Origin of the sequence: Actomonas aquatica, from assembly GCF_019679435.2 — a bacterium.
In the GTDB taxonomy this organism is placed as follows: domain Bacteria; phylum Verrucomicrobiota; class Verrucomicrobiia; order Opitutales; family Opitutaceae; genus Actomonas; species Actomonas aquatica.
In genome coordinates, this window is sequence record NZ_CP139781.1 from 594,487 (window position 1) to 613,520 (window position 19,034).

Genomic DNA, 19,034 nt, shown 5'->3' on the forward strand with positions numbered 1-19,034 from the left:
GGCGTCGTCTCCGATTGTTCAAACCGCCGGCGGCGTCAACAGAGAGCGGGCCACTTCGCTGAGTCCCTCCATCGAAATGCCGTAGTGGCGGAAGATGTCGGCCTGAGCCCCGGTGACCGTATCCTCGTCGGGGATACCGACGATGCGGAATGGCACCGCCACGCCGGCCTGCAGCACGGTTGCCGCGACCGCTTCACCGAGTCCGCCGTGCACCGAATGTTCTTCCACCGTGACCACGGCGCGACATGCACGGGCCGCCGCGAGCACGGCCGTCATATCGAGGGGACGGATCGTGGGCACGCTGAGCACGCGGGCACTGATGCCTTCCGCCGCCAGCGCTCCGGCGGCGAGGACGGCGTGCACGACCGTTTCACCACTGGCGATAAACGCCACGTCGCTGCCGTCGCGCAGCGTGAGCGCACGACCGTTGGCGAGATCGGGAGCGTCTGAATGAAGGTCAAACATCGCCGCCTTGCCAAAGCGCAGGAAGACCGGGCGTTGCGCGGCTGCCGCCAGGCGCACGGCGGCGCGGGTCTCGGCATTGTCGGCCGGGGCGATGATGGTGAGATTGTGAATCGCGCGCAGCGCCGCGAAGTCGTGCAGTGAGTGGTGCGTGCTGCCGAGCGCACCGTAGCTCACGCCGGCACTAATGCCGACCACCACGGCCGGGGCGTTGGAATACGCGATGTCGTTCTTGATCTGCTCCAGCGAGCGCGCGGTGAGGAAGCACGCGGGCGACACCCCGAAGGCCTTCTTGCCGCTCAGCGCGAGGCCGGCGGTGATGCCCACGAGGTTTTGCTCGGCGATGCCCACTTCGACGATCTGGGCAGGCAAGGCCTGACCGAAGGGCCCGAGCTTGCCGGAGCCGCGGGAGTCACTGGTGACCGCGAGAACGTTGCGGTCGGCCGTCGCGAGCTCCTGTAGGGTTTCGGCGAATACCTCGAGATTGGCGCGGCCCTTCGAAAGTCCCAGCTGTTGGGCCATCTCAGTGGCGGCGGGCGTAAACATGGAGGGAGCGGGGGCGCTCATGCGGAGACCTCCTCGGCGCGCAGGGCGGCTTCGGCCGCATCGAGTTCGGCGAGGGCCTGGGCCAGTTGTTCAGCGGACGGCACGCCGTGGTGCCACTTGCCGACATTTTCCATAAAACTGATCCCCTTCCCTTTCACCGTCTCGGCGAGGATGCAGAGCGGTTGGCCGGCGGGAGGCGGGGTGTTGAGCGCCTCGGTGAGCGCGGCGTAGTCGTGTCCGTCCACGGTGCGCACGTGCCAGCCAAAGGCGGCCCACTTGTCGGCCAGCGGTTCGTTGGACATGACGTCGCGGGTGCTGCCGGTGATCTGCAGGCGGTTGTGGTCGAGGATCATGACGAGGCGATCGAGGCCGTAGTGGGCGGCGGCCTGAGCGGCCTCCCAGTTGGAGCCCTCGGCCAGTTCGCCATCCCCCATTAGCACAAAGACCCGGGTCGGGGCTTCGTCCATGCGGGCGGCGAGAGCCATGCCGACTCCAATAGGCAGGCCATGGCCGAGGGCGCCGGTATTGACCTCAATACCCCTGATCTTGCGGGTCGGGTGACCCACATAAGGCGATTGATAATGGCAGACCGTCGCGAGGTCGGCCGGATCAAAATAGCCGCAGTCGGCCAGCACGGTGTAGAGCGCCTCCACACAGTGGCCTTTGCTTTGCACGTAGCGGTCGCGCCGCGGGTCGGTCGCGGTCTCGGGCGAGACGCGCAGCACGCGGCGGTAGAGCACCTGCAGGATGTCGAGCGACGAAAGGCCGCCACCGGTGTGGCCGGCGCCGGCATCAACGATGAGTCGCAACAGGCGTCGCCGCAGCTCGATCGCCCGCAACGCCAGCGCGTGATCGGTCCAGCGCTCAGGCATCGGGAGCCTCGTGGTGGTAAACCTCCCAGCCGAGGTAGCGGCTGAAGGCCTCCTGCAACACGCTCGCGGTGCGCGAGGCGTTCATGACGACGTGGTGCTCAAAACCGTTTTCGCAGACGTGGCGCATCAGCTTCTGCAGCTTGGGCACCTGCGCGACGGCGCGGTTGCCAAAGGTGGCCAGGGCGTCGTCGGTGAGTTGTCCCTCCCCCACGTAGGCGCGAATACGGCCCGTCGTATCATCCGTGGTGATACGTCCGTAGGTCAGCGGGGCCGCGGGCGTGCGACCGTCGAGCGCGCCCCAGGTGTTCTCCACCCCGAGCGTCGTGCCGAGGATGGGCGCATTGAGCACCTTGACGTCGGGCAGGAAGGACTTCGCCCAGTTGCCGCAGTGGAAGAGCACACACTTGTCGGGATCAGCGCCGTAGTTGTTGTTCCAGTCGACCAGAGCGCTCGGCGAACCGGCGGCGAGCTGCATGGCATACATGGTCAGCACGCCGGTCACATCCACCTCGCAGGCGCTGGGGTTCATGGCCTCGCTCATCATGCTCATCGAAGTGCAGACGTTGCAGCCATGGTTCGCCTGGACGGAGTTCCAGCACTGCAGCGCGGTCGCATCGAGATGATGGGCGGCGACAAAGTCATCCAATACCACGCCCAATCGCGCCATTTGCACGAGTTTGGCCGGCGGCACGGCGGAGGTGTTGGCGTAGGCCTTGATCTCGGCGATCTTGGCGACGAGCCGGGCGTCCTCTTCGGTGATCTTGGCCGCTGCGCCGAGGATCTCAGACAGGTCGACCGTCGTCACCGAAATGCCGGCGCGCTCGAGGATTTTTTCCGAGTAGCGCACGGTGTTGAAGGCACCGGGTCGGGCGCCGATCGCGCCGATGCGCGCGCCCCGAAGTCCGCGCACGACGCGGCAGACCGCCAGGAAATGCGCCAAGTCGGCGCGGAAACTCGGTGCGTCGGGCCGAACCACGTGTTCCGTTGTAAGGGAAAACGGGATACCGGCCTGACGCAGGTTGTTGCATACCGAAATTTTGCCGCACCACGAATCGCGGCGGCGGATCACATCGAGTTTGTCGAGCTCATCGGGGTAACCCTGGATGAGCACCGGCACGTTCAGCTCCGCCAGCTTGAGGGTGTCGGCCACGCCCTTTTCGTCGCCGAAATTGGGCAGCACCACCAGCACGCCGACGATGCGATCACGCTCGCGGCGGAAGAGCTCGGCACACTTGCGGGCATCGCTGTGCGTTTCGACCCCGCCGAGCTTGGTGTCGTCGGGTGAAAGCATGACCGCCTCCACGCCGAGTTCGCCGAAAAGCTGTTCGATATCGGCTCGCGCATCAGGCACGAGGCGATCGGGAAAAAAGTCCCGATTGCCAAAAATGACGCCAAGAACGGGTGGGGATGCGGACATGGGAGGAACGAAAGGGCGGACCGGCGAACTCGGTGTCCAACCGGAGCGCGCGGACCACAAAAGCGTTAAGGGGTGAAATTCGAGCGGGGTGGACGATTGACTCGAATCGTCATCTTAGATTATCTTCCGCTTCGTTTCTTCCGAAATCACCCCAAATACCACCGGTATTCTAACGATGGTTCAGTTTGACCCCAAGCGCCCCGACTTCTCTCCGTATGGCTTCACCTGCGTTCGCTGGAGCCCCTCCCCCATGCCCCGGCCCGATCATCACAACGAGATCGAGCTCAATATGCTGCAGTCCGGCTCCGTCACCTACTTGCTCGGCGGGAGCAAGGTGAAGGTCGACGCGGGTCACCTCAGCGCGTTCTGGGCGGCGATTCCGCACCAGATCATCGATTATTCGAACGGCACCGAATACTTCGTCGCGACGATTCCGCTCTCCTGGTTCATCCAATGCGAACTGCCCGAGCGGCTCACCATTCCGCTCATGCGCGGTGAGATTGTGAGCGAAGCGACGGCGGACCGTTCGGCCTTCGATTTGTCCATGTTTGAGCAGTGGCAACAGGACCTGGAGGAAGGCGGCAACGGTGCCCGCGATATCGTCATGCTGGAGATGGAAGCTCGTCTGCGGCGCCTGGCCGTTGGCTTGCCGCCGCCCTCCGATGCCAAGCACCGCAGCAGTCGCCTGTCGCTGCAGGCGGGTGGACTCAACCGCGTTGAACAGATGGCCTGCATCGTCGCCCAGCGTTACACCGAACAGCTTTCCGTCAGCGAGATCAGCAAGGAGGTCGGCTTGCACCCCAACTACGCCATGAACCTCTTCAAAAAGGCGTTTGGCACGACCCTCATCGACTACCTCACCCATCACCGCGTGTCCCACGCCCAACGTCTGCTCGCGACCACCGACGAGAAGATCGTCGAGATCGCCTTCAGCTCGGGCTTCAACTCGGTGAGCCGTTTCAATGAGGCCTTCCGCCGCGCTTGTGGCTGCACCCCGCGCGAATACCGCGCCGAGCACGAGTTCTCCGAAACCGACCGCGACCGGGACTGAGGGGACGCCCCGGGGCCCTGCCCCGATCTTTCTCTTTATTCTTTATCGTTATCTTTATCCCCGCGGGCCGAAATCCCACCGCCGCCCGCAATCTTCGGGATAACGAGAACGAGAAAGATGGGATCAATGCCCATCCGGTCCCGCCGCCTCGCGCACGTCCGCCTCCACCATCGGGCCGTTGTTCTCCCACACATTGCCGGGACCGTTGGCGTTTTTGATGAACTTTTCCCGCGGCGCCCAGTTGTCGCGCACAGTCGTGTAGGACGACCCTTCGTCGAGGTAGACGAAGCCCCAGTGCTCCGGGTCGTGCACCCAAGGCCAGAGCACCGGCTCTTCGATGACGTTGCGCTCGACCACCGAGCCGGGTTGCGCCCCCACCAGATAGATGCCCGCGGTGTCGGTATTGCGGGTGGCGAAGCGCTGTATGTGATTTCCGACTACGTGGTTGTTGGACATCACGCTCGGCGTGCGGGACCATCCCCACCCCAGGCTGATGCCCGTGTAGGAGGTGCTCACGATCTCGTTGTGCGCGACCAACATCTCGCGGGCAAACCCCACGCTGATCCCCACCCCGCCCCAATCTTCGTTGGCCGTGTCATCGACCCGATTGTGCGCGATCGTGACCCGCGCGACCTGCTCCCGCTCATCCGCCGGACGGTAGGGTAAATGCACCTCCCCGGCGCGGTCGCCGTAGTAACCTGCCTGCACGCCATTGCCGCCGAGGTCGCGGAACGCACAGCGCTCCACCGTCGTATCCTGCACGGCATGCTGCAGATCCAGACCGCCCATCGCCCCGTGAGTAAACCGACACGCCTGCCAACTCACTTGGTTGATACCATTGGCCAGCACCAGCGCCGGCGAACGGCCCACCCACGCCTGATTGTCCAGACTGCGCCAATCCGGCGTGCCCTTGGGGCGCAACTTGTAGGCCTCGGTCATAAACATCGTGGCCTGGTGCGGCACATGGCCGGCCAGCGAGGGCCGCAGCCAACCGCTGTGCGCAAAGGTCAGACCCTCGAACGACACGTGGCGGATCGGATTGTCGGTGGAACCGGCCAGTTCCAGCACCGTTTCCAACGCCGGCACGATCACCTCAGTCGTCGTCAAATCCTCGCCGGCCCGCGGCCAGTAATAAACCTGTCCGGCCCGGCGATCGAGCCACCATTCGCCGGGCATGCTCAGGTATTCCGGCGCGTTGGTGAAATAGAAGGCTGAATTGCGCTCGGGTTTATCCGCATTCACCACCGGCGGCGGCCACGGGTGTTCAAATTGGATCTGCCCCTCCGGCTCCTGAAAGGTCACCCACGCCGCGCCGCCGTCCGCGGCCACCGTGCGCAGCCGCAGCACCGCGATTTCCCACATCTGGTGAATGACCATCTCCACTTCGCGGATGTCCTGCACGCCGCCCAATGCTTCCAACGGAATCTCCGCCTCCTGCGCCGGCGTGTTCCAGGCCACCAGACGACGCATGTCATCGGTTTCCGGATACCGCGCGCGCACCGCCTTCACGTTGTTGACCCACAGCTGCCGGAACTCCAGTGGGCGCCCCCGCCACTCCGGCACTTCGGCCACCCACACCGCCCCGGCCGGGGCATGACCCATGCGGGCTGGCAAAGTCTCCGCGGGTCGCCATCCGGTCACCGGTCGACCGCCGCTCAACACCGGCACCTCCTCCGGCGCCGCCACGATTGCCAACGGAGCTGCCGCCGTGCCGCTGTCCTCCGGTCGCAGGATGATGGTTTCGGCGACCTCGTATCGTCCGCCGCGCAAGACAATGCGCGCGCCCTCCTCCACGCGCGGATCCCGTGTGCGCCGCCACTCCCGCACCTGCCGCAGCGCCTCCGCCGGACTGCCCAGCGGTGCCTCGATCGTGCCGCTCGCCCCGGCCTGCCCCTCCGGCGCCACCCACACCTCCACCGGCGCGGCCGAAGCTGTCTGTGCCACCTCGGCCGCCAACGCCGCCCCCATCACCACCATCATCAGGAAGCGTCCGGCACGACCCATGGCGCACAGCGCGTTCAAATGACGAACGAAAAACAGCGAAACACGGAGGGGCATCCTGCGTTCGTCGCACGTTACTGACCCGCTAGGCAAACCTCGTCAGACGCGCTCCTAGAATCCCGGCATAGTTTGCACGATTCTCGGCAACGGGCCGCCCCGATTTCACGCCGGTCGCCCGGCCCCTACGATGCCGCTAAAACTTCTTTGAACTCCGGCAGCATTGCACGCGTCCAACCGCTATTCTACCGCCTCACGCGAGCTGGCCCCAGCGTGTCGACCCCTCGAACACCCCATGCCCCCATGCTTCGCTTCGCCGTCTTCGCGTCCCTGATCGCCAACGCCGCGCTGGGCTTCCTGTGGTGGACCACAACACCGCAGCCTGATCGCTCCCCGCCTCTGCCTCCTGCTTCCATCGCCGCGGACCGTGATGACGCGGCCTCCGCCACCAACGCCCGGGAGGCGCCACCACCGCCCTCATTGGCCGCCTTGCTCGCAGATCCTGCTTTGAACGATACGGCGCTCATCGAGCGCCTCCGTCACTGCCAACTGCCTGCGGCCCTCATCAGTCAGATCATTCGCCAACGCGTGCACGCTCGCTTCGCTGCCGATTGGCAGGCGCTGGTCGAAAAAGCCGCCGCCCAACCCTACTGGAACGGTTCCGGCAACCGCATCCCCGATCCCTTGCGCCAGGCGATGCGCGATCTGGATCGTCGCGAAAATCAGGCGCTCATTGACCTGCTCGGTCCCGATGCGCTCGAGGGCGAACCGGGACAACTTTCGACCGCCGAATACGATTACCTGCCCGCTTCCAAACGGCTCGTGTTGACCCAGCTGCTGGATGACTACGCCGATCTGCGTAACAAAACCTGGCGGGAAGCCCGCGCCGTGGCCTTGCCGGAGGATCAGGCCATTCTGCAGATGCTCCGCCAGGAGGAAGACGCCGAAATTCAGGCACTGCTTTCCCCGGCAGAATACACCGAGTATCTACGCCGCCACAGTCCCGCCGCTCTCGAGGTGCAAAACTCCCTGCGCGGTTTTGCTGCGACTGAGGTGGAATACCTGCAGTTGCTCGAACTCCACGCGCAGTTCGTCCAGAAGTTCGGCGCGGCACCGGACTCCCCGCCGATCGGTCCAACCGGCGCCCGCGATCGCGCGCAACGCCAACATGCCTGGCAGGATGTCCTCAATTCCTTCGGCGCTTCCCTCGAAGGTGAACGAGCGGAGGAATGGGCCCTGCAAACCGATGGCCGCTACCAGATGACGGAGCGCTTCGGACTGCAGCAACAACTCGACGCTGGCACCATTCGTGCCCTCTACCGCTTTGAGCGTGATTTCCAAACGCAGGCAGACGCCCTCAACGCGTATCCCGCCAACTCCACCGACGCCCAATACCTCATGGCGCGACAGGCGTTGATCCAGTTTGCCGACCAAAAGCTGCAAGCCCTGCTGCCAGCTGCCACCCGCGACGCGTATCAACGCACCTTCATCGGCCTCCAAATTCGCGGCCTCAAAGAAAGAGCCTCGCGCCCATGAAAACCGCCACCGTTTCCTCCGCCGGGCAGAGCCGCCTCGGGCTGCTCCTCGGCCTGTCATTGCTCGCCAACTTCGCGCTGGTCGCCGCGGTGGTTTTTCGCCGGGCCACGCCGGCTCCGCCCACCACGCCGGTCTTGGCTCCTGCCGCCGCGCCCACCGCGCCCGAGTCTCTGCCCGCCCTCCAGGATGAACCTGCGACTCCCGATCCGTTCACGGCCGATGCGCACCTTTGGTCCCGACTCGACACCACCGATCCGGCGGAACTGATCCAGCGTTTGCGGGCTGCCGGTGTGCCGGAGGAGGTCGTGCGCGAGTTCGTCTGGCAGCGGATCCACTTCACCCCGGAAAACGCTTCCGAGGTGCAAGAAGCCCCGTATTGGCTGCGACGCAGCCGCTCCACGCAAGCCATGGATCGACTCCGCGCCCAGCGCGATCCAGCCACCGGGGATCGGCCCGATTACGCCCTGTTTCGCGAGCTCTTCGGCGCCTCACCCAACCAGGGATATTCACCGGGCTGGAAGGATGTTTTCGCCGCCTCCACCGGCATGAGTCTGGCCGCGAACGAAAAGATCGCCGAACTCAACCGCGCCCACAATCAGGCCAAACAGGCGCTGCAGAATCGACTTCGCGCCGTGCGCGATCCGGCCGAACGCGCCGCTCTGCTCGCCTCCCTGCAAACCCAGTTTGACGACCAGCTCCGGGTCGCCCTCTCCCCGGCCGACTACGCCGCCTATCAACAGCGCGCCAACTCGGGCGCGCGCCTTTTGCAGAATCGCGCCAGTGGCGTCTCCCTCACCCAGGGCGAATTTGATGTCACCGCTCGAGCTCTGCAGGACTTGGCCACCGCTCCCTCCGATCTCACCCCCTATCGCGACTCTTTGACGTCGCTGCTGGGGGAGGAAAAATACCTCGCTCTCCAACAGGCCACCACCGGCGATCGCCGGACCAATCAACTCGTGGAGCGCCTGGGTCTGTCCTACGACACCGCCACGCAAATTGAGGCTCTGCAAAAAGAGATCAACCAGCGCGCCGCCGCCACCATCCGCGATGCCTCGCTCGACGCCGCGACCCGCGCCGCCCGACTGGAGGCCCTCACCACCGAGGCATTGGAACAACTCGACGCCTTGCTGCCGCCTGAAGGCGTCCAGGCCTACCGCCAAACCAGCGGCCAGTGGATTGATGCACTCACCCGCTTGAACCCACCCCCTCGTCCCCGCACCCCCAACGTCCCCACCGACCGTCAACCGGTGAATGCCGCCCCTGACACCCGTTTGCGAGCCGGTGGCAACGGCGGGTGAACTCTCGAGCGCCACACGCCCCCTTACCCCCTCCTCAACGATGCCCCCCATACTTCGCTTCGCCGTCTTTGCGTCCCTGATCGCCAACGCCGCTCTGGGCTTTTTCTGGTGGCAACATAAGTCGCCGCCTTCCGCGTCCGCCGCCTCGTCGTCTCTCTCCGCTGCGACCAGCGCCAGCGCCACCACCACCGATCCGTCCGAGGCCGCGCAACCGGACACCGCCGTCATCACCGGTGCAGCCATCGGGCCTTACCTCACCGATGCCGCGCTGTCGGATGTCGATCTGGTGGCCCGGCTCAAAGCCGCCGGGGTGCCGATCGATGTGATTCGCCAGATCATCCACGCCCGCGTGCACGCCCGCTTTGTCGACCAATGGCAGGCGCTCGTCGATCTTCGCCAGCAAACGCCCTATTGGATGTCGACCCGAGGCATACCCACGGATTTGCGCCGCGCCGTGCAGGCTTTGGTCCGCGACGAACGGGCCGCCCGGGCTGCGTCACTCGGCGAAGACGCCTTTCTGCCGGAAGAGAACAGCTTTTTCTCCAACACCTCGGCGATGACCTTCCTGTCCGCCGCCAAACGCGCCGAAGTCGGCCAGATCCTCGGTGACTACTCGGATCTGCAAACCGATCTGATGATCGAGTCGATGGGCATTTTCACCGCCAGTGATCGCGAAGTCCTGCAATTCCTCCACACCGAGATGCAGCAGGAGCTCGCCGCCCTGCTCACGCCCGAGGAGTTGGCCGCCTTCCAAATCCAGGCCGGCAACGCCGCGGTGGATCTGCAGGAACGCATCTCCACCTTTCCCGCCACCGAGGCGGAATACCTGCGCCTGCTCGAACTCTACAACGCGGCGATCGAGCCTCCGCTCGCGATGTTTCGTAGCGCCGGCCTCACTCAGGCGGAGGCACAGCAACGGGAGCAACAATGGCGGACACTCGTCGAGCAGTTTGCCGCCGAGTTGCCCGAGGAGCGCGCCGCCTTGTGGACCGACTCGCTCGATCCCCGCTATTCGATGATCGACAGCTTTTCTCGTCAGCAGGGCCTCGACCGCGACGTGACGCTGCAGTTGGTGCGGCTCAACCGCTCTTTGGAGGAACAACAACGCGCCTTCTTCGCAAACGGCGGCGACATGAGTCCCACCCAGCGCGATCTCGAACTCACCGCGATCATCAACCGCATCGAGCAGGACCTCGGCCAGATTCTGCCCAACCCCGAAACCCGCAACGCCTGGCAGAGCTCCGTCGGCGGTCGCCAACTCCAATTGCTCAAACGCCGCCTGTCCCGTCCCCGCCCATGAACCTCCTCGCCATGAATTCCACTTCCTCTCAACGCGGCGCGATGCGGGTCGCCATCCTCGTGCTCGTCCTTTCGGCCATCGCCAATCTCGGCCTGCTCGCGGCGCTGTTCGTCGCCCCAAACGAGTCACCGGCACCACCCGATGCGCACACCTCCGCGGCGACCGCCGATGCGCCCACCCCGACCGCCGCCGAATCGGCAGCCACGCTGCCACCACGCGATCTCTGGGCGGATCTCGAGTCCGACGACCCGGCCACGTTGACGGACCAACTTCGCGCCGCCGGTTTCGACGAAAAACTGGTTCGGCTGATCGTCTGGTCGCGCATGTCTGCGGCGGATCACGCCGCGGGGGATGAAATCGACAACGCGCCCTACTGGCGCCGCCGCGCGGTGAGCAACGACATCAATCGCCGCAACCAGATGGAGCGGAATCGCGGTCAGCGCGGTTCCGAGGTAGCGGCATTCAAAGCCCTTTTTGGCGAAAATCCCTACGGCCTGCTCAGCCCCGACTATCACACCGTCTATGGCTCCCGCAATGGGCTCAGCGCCGATGTCAATGACCGCATCAGCAATCTGCGCCAACAGCGCGACGAAGCCCGCGGCTCCCGCAGTGGTCGGCGTTATGTGAATGGTGAACCCGACGAAGCCACCCGAGCGCTGTTGGCGCGCGAAGAGGCCGCCAATGAACAGTTTGAGGCTGCCCTGCGCGCCCAGCTGACGCCGGCCGAATTCGAGACCTATCTGCGCACGGCCAGTGACACCGCCAACATGCTCCGCAGCCGGGCCGGCGTGCTCGACCTGAACCAAGCCGAGTTTGACGCCATCACGCAGATTTTTGGTCCTGCGGCGGATTTCCGGTCGGCACTCGACCAACATGCCGCCGCCCTCACGGACGCATTGGGCGAAGACCGTTACGCGGAGTTCGCGCAAAGTGTGCAGGGCGATTTTCAAATCAACCGCTTTGTCGAGCGGATGGCACTGCCGGCCAGCACGGCCATCGCCCTCCAAGGTATCCGCGACGACATCCTCGACCGCAGCCGCGCCCTGAACCGGGATCGCACTGCCAGTGCCGCCGAAAAACAGGCCCAGCGCACCGCGCTCGGCACCGAAGCCAGCGACCGCCTCGCCGCCACCCTCTCACCCGAAGACCTGGAACTCTACCTCGACTACGCCGGGTCCTGGCTGAACGGCCTGCAAGGCCCGCCCTCACGCACTCCCGGTCCGTAGGGCTCTCGATCCACGCTCCATGCTTCGTCTCCTCCTTGCACTCACCCTCACGAGCAATCTCGTCATCGGTGCCCTCTGGTGGCGGCAACGTGATCCTTCGCCGCGTCCAACGACCGCTCCCCCCGAAGCCCACGCTCAAGCGGAGCCGATCCGCCCATCGCTGCGTCACGACATTCCGGATACGGAGCTCGCCGCCTACCTCACCGACCCGACCCCCTCCGATGCCGACGCCGTCGCCCGCCTGCGCGCGGCCGGAGTGCCCGCCGATGTCATTCGTCTCCTGATTCGCCCACGGGTTCACGCCCGGTTCATCAGCCGGTGGCAGGCCTTGGTCGAGCGTTCCGCCGCGCTGCCCTACTGGACCCCTTATCGTGGGTTGCCCGACGATCTGCGCCGCGAGGTTTCTCTACTCGGCCGGGAGGAGCATGCGGCCTTGGTCGACTTGCTCGGCGACGATGCTTATGCGCCGGAGGAAGGCAGGCACTACCACGAAGCCAAGCTCGACTTTCTCCCTCCTGCTCAACGGTCCGTGATGAGACAACTGCACGACGACTACGGGGACCTGCGGGCTTCATTGCTGGCGCAGAATGGGGGCATCTTCACTTCAACCGATCGCGAGGTGCTCAACTACCTCGATCGAGAGCAGGACAATGAGATCCGCGCCGTGCTCAGTCCGGCAGATTACGAGGAATACCAACGCCGGTTTTCGCCGTCCGCTTCGGCGGTGCAACGCCAGCTGCAGCACTTCGACGCCACCGCCGCCGAATACGCTTCGCTCTTGGAACTCTACGAGGACTCCCCACTCGCGGAATCTGTGCCGTCTTCTCCTCTCGCCATGAGCGACTCGGGAAACCGCGCTCGGTCTCAGGCGTGGAAAGAGCTCCTGGCCCGATTCGCCGCCACCCTGCCGCCCGACCGCGCCGCCGACCTTACCGACGCCCTCGATCGAAATTTCCTCCAATACAATCGTTTCGTCCAAGAATTTGGTCTGGGCTCCGACACCACTCGCGGCCTGCTGCGGCTGGACCGCTCATTTAGGTCCCAGGAATTGCAGGTGCGCTCCGACCCGCACCTCACCGTCGAGCAACGCAACACCGCGCTGACTGCCCTGCTGACGCAAGCCGACCAACAGCTCGCGGCGCTACTGCCGCCCGATGCACTCGCCGCTCTGCCGTCCAGCTCGCTGGGCCGGCATCTGACCTTCATCCGCCAACGGTTGGCCCAACCCCGCCCATGAGGCCAACGGCTCCCTCTCCTTCAACCAGACGGCGCTCGCTCGGGCTGCTCGCCATCGCCGCATCTGTCGTGCTCAACGTCGTGCTTTTGGCCACGATGCGGCCCGCCGCGGACGCCTCCACTACCCCATCTCCATCCCCTTCGGCAAACCCCGTGGTGGCGACCGGACACACCGCGGACGCTCCGGATCTTTGGTCGCGTCTTGTCGATGTGGATCCAGCCGAATTTGCCGCTCGTTTGCGTGCCGCTGGTTTCGACGAAGCCACCGTGAAAGCGATCGTGTGGGAGTGCATCCGCGCGCCTTCGTTGTTTGAGTCCGAGGAGGTCCGCCAGGCACCTTATTGGCGGCGCATGGCTATGATCACCGATTTAGGTCAACGGCAATCTCTGGCGCGGCGTCGCGGCGAGGTTACGGCCGACGTTGCGACATACCGCGAGCTGTTCGGCGAGGATCCGCAGACCCTTCAATTTGAGCCCAATGCGCTATCGGTTCGTCGTGCCATGCGCCGCACCCCTGAGCATGTGGCCGCCGTCGTGCGCGAACTGCGCGATACGCTGAGGAAGGAGACGCCGCGCGATCAAAGCACACGCATAATCAACGGCCAACCCGACGCGGCCACGGTCGCGAATCGCGCCCAACGCGAACAGGCCGAATCCAACTTCGAGGCCGGCCTGCGGGAACGATTCACTGAAACCGAATACGCGGCCTACCTCCTCTACGAGAGCCGGGCCGCCTTCTTCCTGCGCAACAACCTCGATGGATTGCTCCTAACCCAGCAGGAATTCGACACCATCGTCACGATCATGGCGGACAGTCGATCCTTCAGCCGCGACTTGGCGAACTACACTGAGCCGCTCACCGCCGCCCTGGGCGAACAACGTTACGCCGAACTCGCCCAAGCGACCTTCGGCAACGACCGGGCCAACCTCATCGTCTCCCGTCTCGACCTCCCGTTCACCACCGCCATCACGCTCCAATCGATCCAGGACGACATCAGCGCCCGCGAACGCACGCTCACTCGCGACCGGAGCCTCTCAAGCGATGCCAAAACCGCGCAGCAGGCCGCCCTTGCCGTAGAGGCTCGCACCCGCCTCGCTGCCGCCCTGTCCACTGAAGGCTACGAACTGTATCTCGCCTACGCCGCGAGCTGGATGAACAGCCTCCTGCAAGCCGAAGCGGGGCTCCAGCCCGGAGGATAGGTTTCTGCCCGATTCCTACAATCCCGGCACAAGTTATCTGAACCCATGCAGTTCCTGCGGGTCCCACCTGCTACTCTCTGCCGTTCCGCGCCGTTTTCTCCCTTTCCTGTCTGCTCATCATGCCCCGTGTTCGTCGCTTTCTGGCCGTTTTGCTGGCTCTCGTCCTCGCGCCGATGGCGACCCGGGCCGAGCGCATCAACTGGACGCCCGTTGGGGCCGAGGCGGCAGTCGCCATTGAGCTGCAAGCCGCCCCTGCGCCTACGTCTCTGGAGGCGCCGACCTCCCTCGCGCTCTACCTGACGGGCCTGCCGTTTGACCGCGTGGGCACCGTCAATGACGCGACCCTCATCGCCGATCTCGCTCGCGACGGTCATCGCGTCGCCGTCGCCGATTTCTCCGCCCTCGCATCGAGCTATCACTCCATCGCCGACTTTGTCCCCACCCTCGTTGCGCTGCGCGCCGACCTGCAATCCAAGCAACTCGACTTCGGCCCGAGCGTTGATCTCAACCGCGTGTTTCTGGTTCCGGCTGGCTGTCGCTTGCTCACCGACGTTGCCTTCTACGCGGCCCCGGGCCGCACCCTCGCGCTCGATCTCATCTATCCGGCCGAACCGGCTGTGCCGGTCGGCACGGTCCTCGAGTTTTCCTGCGACAACGCCAATCGCATGGGCAACTTCTCCCTCAATTTCTGCACCGATACACTCATGCCGGTCGCCGCTTTGGCCGGCCACGCGGCGGCCATGGCCGACCATCCGGTCGACGCGCCCTACAAGGGGCTCGATGCCATGCCCGAGAGCGGCTACCGCGCCGCCGCCGCCGTCCAAGTGCTGCGCGCCGCCACGGTCGAGCGCCAGCTTCCGCTCAACGATCGCATAGTCTCCGCCGGCTTTTCCCGGGGTAGCGGCATGGCCCTGTTCCTCGCTACGACCGGGCACCTCGGCACCTTCGTCGATCATGGCATCGCCCACGGTCCCTCGGCCGACGTGCAGGGCGGTATCATCATGTCGGGCCGCTTCACCTACCTCGATCTCCTGACCGACGATCCCATGATCCCGCGATACGAAAAAGCCTGGGGCCCGATCGAGTCCGCGGTCCGCATCTGGCGCGGAGCCGGGGCGCTCGACTACCTCGACCCGGAAAACCCGCCTCCCCCGCTGTTCCTCACAATCACCCCAAACGAGTCGCCGCACGCCCTGCATCAAATGACGGTGCTGCAAAAAAAGCTGAAACAACAGCGCGTGCCCTTCGTCTTCGTTCCTGAGCCCGCCCCGCGCGGACACAAGATGCCGGTCGACGCCGATGTCACCAAATCCCTGATACAGTATCTGCGCGCACGACTCACCCGCTGACCGCATCGGCTTCGCCTCCCCTCGCCCCTTCCCCCTCCCCTCACTTTTATGCCCCTCCGCCCCGCGACTCTCGTGTCCGGTCTGCTTGCCTCGGCCTCTTTGCTGCTTGCCCAGGACATTGCACTGCCCGAACTCAAACTCCCCTCCATCGGCGCCGCGCCGGCCGTTTCGAGCGACCGCTTCGTCGATCTTTTCCGCCCTGCGCAGACCGATCTGGCCACTCTTTCGCCCGATGGCCGCCACCTCGCCTACACGGTTCGGGAAGGCAGCAACATCTTTGTGCTCGTGGTGGCAACCGAGCGCCTCGATCAGGCCCTCGCCAAGGTTCTGGTGGTCGATGACGCCACCGCCACGCCCCGCTTTGCGCGCAACGACGAGAACGTGCCCGCTCGCATCAACTGGATGCGCTGGGTCGACAACGAACGGGTCGTGGTGGAAACCAATAGTCAGACCGCCGTCGATGCCCGTGGTAGCGTTCCCGGCGTCATTCTCACCTTCAAGGCCGATGGCTCCGATGCGCGTGTCGTGCTCACCTCGCGCGACGTCCCCGAGCTGTTGACCGACGGCACCACCAGCCCGGATTTTTCCGCCGCGCGCGATCGCAGCATGCTGACGGCCACGGTCGATGATCCCTACTACAACGAAGGCGGCACCGCCGCCGCGCGGGCCGCCGCACGCGAGGAGGAACCCACGATCGACGGTGGCTTGTTCTCCACCAGCGACAGTGACCGTTTCATTCTCTCGCTCGGGCAGGACTCCGATGTGTTCGACCCCGAAACCGGCTTCGGCACCGCCTGGCACAGCCCGTCCATCTTCGACCTCAATCGCGTCGATCCCGGCCACGTGCTCGTGCGCACCGCGAGCGGTCGGCGTCACGCGCTCTTCGACCTCGATCCAGTCACCAGCAAGGTCGAATCCATTGCCTCCTACCCGGTCGACGAGGATCGACTGCAATTGCTCGATCAACAGGGCGTGCCTCGCATCAGTGCGCCCGCCACCACCAACTTCGCGTTTCCTCACCGACTCGCGGTCGATCGCGGCGCGGGCTTCCGCGATGATTCGCTGGCCGTCATGGCCGGCCTGCCGGCGGGGGCCTTCGACAGCACCCCGGTCACCTTTTTCACCGAGCGTGCGATCCCGATCGGTTTCGCTGAAAACCCGGCTCTGCTCTATTACGCGTCGAACGTCGGTCGCGACGTCTTTGGCATCTATGCCCTCGATCTGGATACGGGCGCGCCCACCGACTTCGCCATTGAGCATCCCTCGCTCGATCTCATCCCGCGTCCACTCGATGCGTTTCTCCCGCCCGGCACTCTGGTGTTTGATCGTTACACCCGCGCCCTCAAGGGCGTGCGGATCAGCGATCAACGCCGCAGCACCCTGTGGCTCGATCCGATTCTGCAGGCGAGCCAGAGTGCGCTCGAGCGGGTGCTGCCCGGTCGCAATGTCGAAATCGTCGAATGGGATCAGGCCGGTCGCACCTTGTTGGTGTTTGCCAACTCCGTCGCCGGTCCCGGCCGCTTCTACCTCTTTGATCGCACGAGTGGAAAACTCTCCGAGTTCGCCCAACGCGCACCTTGGCTGAACTCCCTCGCCAGCAACCGTGTCATCGCGTTCACGGTCACTGCCGACGGCCATGATATCGAGTGCCAGCTCACCCTGCCGCAGGATCCGCGGGTCATGCCGGCGCCGCTGATTGTGGTCTGCCCATCGCAGCCGTGGGAACGGGTGCAGCCAGACTTTCAACCCGAGATTCAGGCCCTCGCCCGGATGGGTTTTGGTGTCGTGCAACTCTCGGCGCGCGGCGCCTGGGGCCACGGCATCAAGGCGCGCGAGGCGATTCATGAAGGTTATGACGCCGCCCAAATCAACGATCTGCTCGCGGTGATCGATCAGGTCGGCCAGTCGTTCAATCTGAACATCAAGCGGGTCGGCCTCGTGGGTTCCGGTTGGGGCGGCTACGTCGCCCTGCGCGCCGCGGCCCTGCATCCGGATCGCTTCCGTTGCACGGTCACGCTCGAACCGCCGATCGACCTGAAAGCCTGGCTGCGCCGCGAGGACTGGGAATCCCGTGATCCCGGCACCCAACTCGTGCGCTCCTACTACGGGCCCCAAGAGCTGCTCGATGCCAAACAGCTGGAGCAGGACGCCAAGGAACTTTCCGTGCCGAGTCTTATCTTTGCCTTCCCGGGCGCCGACGAAGCCACCTGGCGTCGCTCCACCTACAGTGCCGCCAAAAATTTCGCCCGTTCGATCCGCGACACCAGCCCGGAGTCGGAGTTCATGGATCTCTCCGAAGACTTCGCGAACGGTCTTCCGCTGGCCCGATCCACGACCTACGCGCGCATCGAGGATTTCATCAACACCCACGTCTACAACTTCGGCGTCGATATCGGTGAATCGGTCGAGGTGAAGGAACCTTGAATTGATTCACTGAGTCGCCCACGGAGCACACTGAATACACAGAAGGACTGCCGCTGTATCTGAAAATTCCGTATGCTCCGTGTGTTCAGTGGGCCCCAAATAAACCCCTCATGAACCTCACTCGTCGCTACTTTCTCACTACATCCGCCACCGCGCTCGCCGCGGCCGCCCTCGCGCCCCGCCTGCTCGCCGCACCGTCCGCATTGCCGCGCTTTCCCGTCGCGGTCTGCGACTGGATGATTCTCAAACGCCAAAAACTGGGCGCCTTCAAACGCACATCCGAGATCGGCGCCGATGGTCTGGAGCTCGACATGGGCGGACTCGGTGACCGGCCCACCTTTGACAACAAGCTGCTCGACCCCGCCGCCCGCGAACAATTCCTCGCCGAGGCCGCCAAATACGACCTTCGCCTCAGCTCCATCGCCATGTCCGGCTTCTACGCGCAGTCGTTCGCCGAGCGCGATGGCATCGAGCGTGTGGTCGAGGATACCATCACCACCACCGTGGCGATGGGCGTGAGGACCATCTTCCTGCCGCTCGGAGTGCGCAGCGATCTCGTGGCCCATCCGGAGCTGCGCCCCGCCGTCGTCGCCCGACTCAAGGCCGCCGGCCAGCGCGCTGCCGACGCCGGTGTGGTGATCGGCATCGAAAGCGCCTACGACGCCGCCGGCGAGTTGGCCCTGCTGCAGGACATCGATTCCCCGGCCGTTAAGAGTTATTTCAACTTCGCCAACGCCCTCCAAAACGACCGCGACCTGCACGCCGAACTCCGCACTCTCGGTGCCGCCAACATCTGCCAGATCCACGCCAGCAACAAGGATGTGCACTGGTTGGAGAACGACCCGCAGATCGATCTACCGGCGGTGAAGGCGACCCTCGACGACATGGGCTGGCACGGTTGGTTGGTGATCGAACGCTCCCGCGATGCCAGCAACACCCGCGACGTCGTCGGCAACTACGGCGCCAACACCCGCTACCTGAAAAAGGTGTTTCAGTCCTGAGCACCGGCTGGGTGCAGCAGCTCACGGAAGGTAGCGAAGCGAACGAAGCCCTAGGACCCGCTCTCGTTCTTTGTTCCCTTTGTTGCCTTCCGTAAAACGAGCCGGAGTGGCGGTCTGG

Annotated in this window: 14 protein-coding genes; 10 read left to right on the top strand and 4 right to left on the bottom strand. The window is 64.8% G+C overall.

Features of this window, described 5'->3' with window-relative positions; genetic code table 11:
• Positions 1 to 18: 18 nt before the first annotated feature.
• Genes K1X11_RS02360 through K1X11_RS02370 form a run of 3 tightly spaced genes read right to left on the bottom strand, consistent with a single transcriptional unit; the run spans position 19 to position 3,297 of the window.
• Entirely contained in the window at positions 19 to 1,029 is a 1,011-nt protein-coding gene (locus tag K1X11_RS02360) for a transketolase family protein (protein WP_221028740.1), read from the bottom strand.
• On the bottom strand, positions 1,026 to 1,880 hold the full coding sequence (locus K1X11_RS02365) for a transketolase (protein ID WP_221028739.1): 855 nt from the start codon (positions 1,878 to 1,880) through the stop codon (positions 1,026 to 1,028). The genes K1X11_RS02360 and K1X11_RS02365 overlap by 4 nt, the downstream gene beginning before the upstream one ends.
• Positions 1,873 to 3,297 (bottom strand): L-fucose/L-arabinose isomerase family protein, encoded by a 1,425-nt coding sequence (locus K1X11_RS02370; RefSeq protein WP_221028738.1) that lies wholly within the window; start codon positions 3,295 to 3,297, stop codon positions 1,873 to 1,875. The genes K1X11_RS02365 and K1X11_RS02370 overlap by 8 nt, the downstream gene beginning before the upstream one ends.
• A 250-nt stretch (positions 3,298 to 3,547) precedes the next feature.
• On the opposite strand from K1X11_RS02370, the gene K1X11_RS02375 reads away from it, so the two are divergent.
• Positions 3,548 to 4,348, top strand: coding sequence for a helix-turn-helix domain-containing protein (locus K1X11_RS02375; protein WP_225919193.1), 801 nt, complete (start codon positions 3,548 to 3,550; stop codon positions 4,346 to 4,348).
• 123 nt (positions 4,349 to 4,471) lie between these two features.
• Here the strand turns inward: K1X11_RS02375 and K1X11_RS02380 are convergent, their stop codons facing one another.
• A complete protein-coding gene (locus tag K1X11_RS02380) occupies positions 4,472 to 6,370 on the bottom strand; it encodes a right-handed parallel beta-helix repeat-containing protein (protein WP_221028736.1) in 1,899 nt (632 codons plus the stop codon).
• 279 nt (positions 6,371 to 6,649) lie between these two features.
• On the opposite strand from K1X11_RS02380, the gene K1X11_RS02385 reads away from it, so the two are divergent.
• From K1X11_RS02385 to K1X11_RS02425, 9 genes are all read left to right on the top strand, one after another.
• The gene (locus tag K1X11_RS02385) at positions 6,650 to 7,882 is read left to right on the top strand and encodes a hypothetical protein (RefSeq protein ID WP_221028735.1); all 1,233 of its coding nucleotides are present in this window, start codon (positions 6,650 to 6,652) and stop codon (positions 7,880 to 7,882) included.
• Positions 7,879 to 9,180 (top strand): hypothetical protein, encoded by a 1,302-nt coding sequence (locus K1X11_RS02390; RefSeq protein WP_221028734.1) that lies wholly within the window; start codon positions 7,879 to 7,881, stop codon positions 9,178 to 9,180. The genes K1X11_RS02385 and K1X11_RS02390 overlap by 4 nt, the downstream gene beginning before the upstream one ends.
• Before the next feature lie 40 nt (positions 9,181 to 9,220).
• The gene (locus K1X11_RS02395; protein WP_221028733.1) at positions 9,221 to 10,480 is read left to right on the top strand and encodes a hypothetical protein; all 1,260 of its coding nucleotides are present in this window, start codon (positions 9,221 to 9,223) and stop codon (positions 10,478 to 10,480) included.
• Positions 10,481 to 10,491: 11 nt separating this feature from the next.
• Complete coding sequence (locus tag K1X11_RS02400) at positions 10,492 to 11,706, top strand: hypothetical protein (protein ID WP_221028732.1); 1,215 nt, start codon at positions 10,492 to 10,494, stop codon at positions 11,704 to 11,706.
• Between the two features lie 19 nt (positions 11,707 to 11,725).
• Positions 11,726 to 12,943, top strand: a complete 1,218-nt coding sequence (locus tag K1X11_RS02405; protein ID WP_221028731.1) for a hypothetical protein — start codon at positions 11,726 to 11,728, stop codon at positions 12,941 to 12,943.
• Between the two features lie 209 nt (positions 12,944 to 13,152).
• A complete protein-coding gene (locus tag K1X11_RS02410; protein WP_221028730.1) occupies positions 13,153 to 14,142 on the top strand; it encodes a hypothetical protein in 990 nt (329 codons plus the stop codon).
• A gap of 119 nt (positions 14,143 to 14,261) precedes the next feature.
• Positions 14,262 to 15,491 (top strand): hypothetical protein, encoded by a 1,230-nt coding sequence (locus K1X11_RS02415; protein WP_221028729.1) that lies wholly within the window; start codon positions 14,262 to 14,264, stop codon positions 15,489 to 15,491.
• A 48-nt stretch (positions 15,492 to 15,539) separates the two neighbouring features.
• Entirely contained in the window at positions 15,540 to 17,915 is a 2,376-nt protein-coding gene (locus K1X11_RS02420) for an alpha/beta hydrolase family protein (RefSeq protein WP_221028728.1), read from the top strand.
• 110 nt (positions 17,916 to 18,025) lie between these two features.
• Positions 18,026 to 18,916, top strand: a complete 891-nt coding sequence (locus tag K1X11_RS02425) for a sugar phosphate isomerase/epimerase family protein (RefSeq protein WP_221028727.1) — start codon at positions 18,026 to 18,028, stop codon at positions 18,914 to 18,916.
• Positions 18,917 to 19,034 lie beyond the last annotated feature (118 nt).

Excerpts from the sequence above, each read along its gene's own strand:
- K1X11_RS02360 (WP_221028740.1), bottom strand. The coding sequence starts at position 1,029 with ATGAGCGCCCCCGCTCCCTCCATGTTTACGCCCGCCGCCACTGAGATG.
- K1X11_RS02365 (WP_221028739.1), bottom strand. The coding sequence starts at position 1,880 with ATGCCTGAGCGCTGGACCGATCACGCGCTGGCGTTGCGGGCGATCGAG.
- K1X11_RS02370 (WP_221028738.1), bottom strand. The coding sequence starts at position 3,297 with ATGTCCGCATCCCCACCCGTTCTTGGCGTCATTTTTGGCAATCGGGAC.
- K1X11_RS02375 (WP_225919193.1), top strand. The coding sequence starts at position 3,548 with ATGCCCCGGCCCGATCATCACAACGAGATCGAGCTCAATATGCTGCAG.
- K1X11_RS02385 (WP_221028735.1), top strand. The coding sequence starts at position 6,650 with ATGCTTCGCTTCGCCGTCTTCGCGTCCCTGATCGCCAACGCCGCGCTG.
- K1X11_RS02390 (WP_221028734.1), top strand. The coding sequence starts at position 7,879 with ATGAAAACCGCCACCGTTTCCTCCGCCGGGCAGAGCCGCCTCGGGCTG.
- K1X11_RS02395 (WP_221028733.1), top strand. The coding sequence starts at position 9,221 with ATGCCCCCCATACTTCGCTTCGCCGTCTTTGCGTCCCTGATCGCCAAC.
- K1X11_RS02400 (WP_221028732.1), top strand. The coding sequence starts at position 10,492 with ATGAATTCCACTTCCTCTCAACGCGGCGCGATGCGGGTCGCCATCCTC.
- K1X11_RS02405 (WP_221028731.1), top strand. The coding sequence starts at position 11,726 with ATGCTTCGTCTCCTCCTTGCACTCACCCTCACGAGCAATCTCGTCATC.
- K1X11_RS02415 (WP_221028729.1), top strand. The coding sequence starts at position 14,262 with ATGCCCCGTGTTCGTCGCTTTCTGGCCGTTTTGCTGGCTCTCGTCCTC.
- K1X11_RS02420 (WP_221028728.1), top strand. The coding sequence starts at position 15,540 with ATGCCCCTCCGCCCCGCGACTCTCGTGTCCGGTCTGCTTGCCTCGGCC.
- K1X11_RS02425 (WP_221028727.1), top strand. The coding sequence starts at position 18,026 with ATGAACCTCACTCGTCGCTACTTTCTCACTACATCCGCCACCGCGCTC.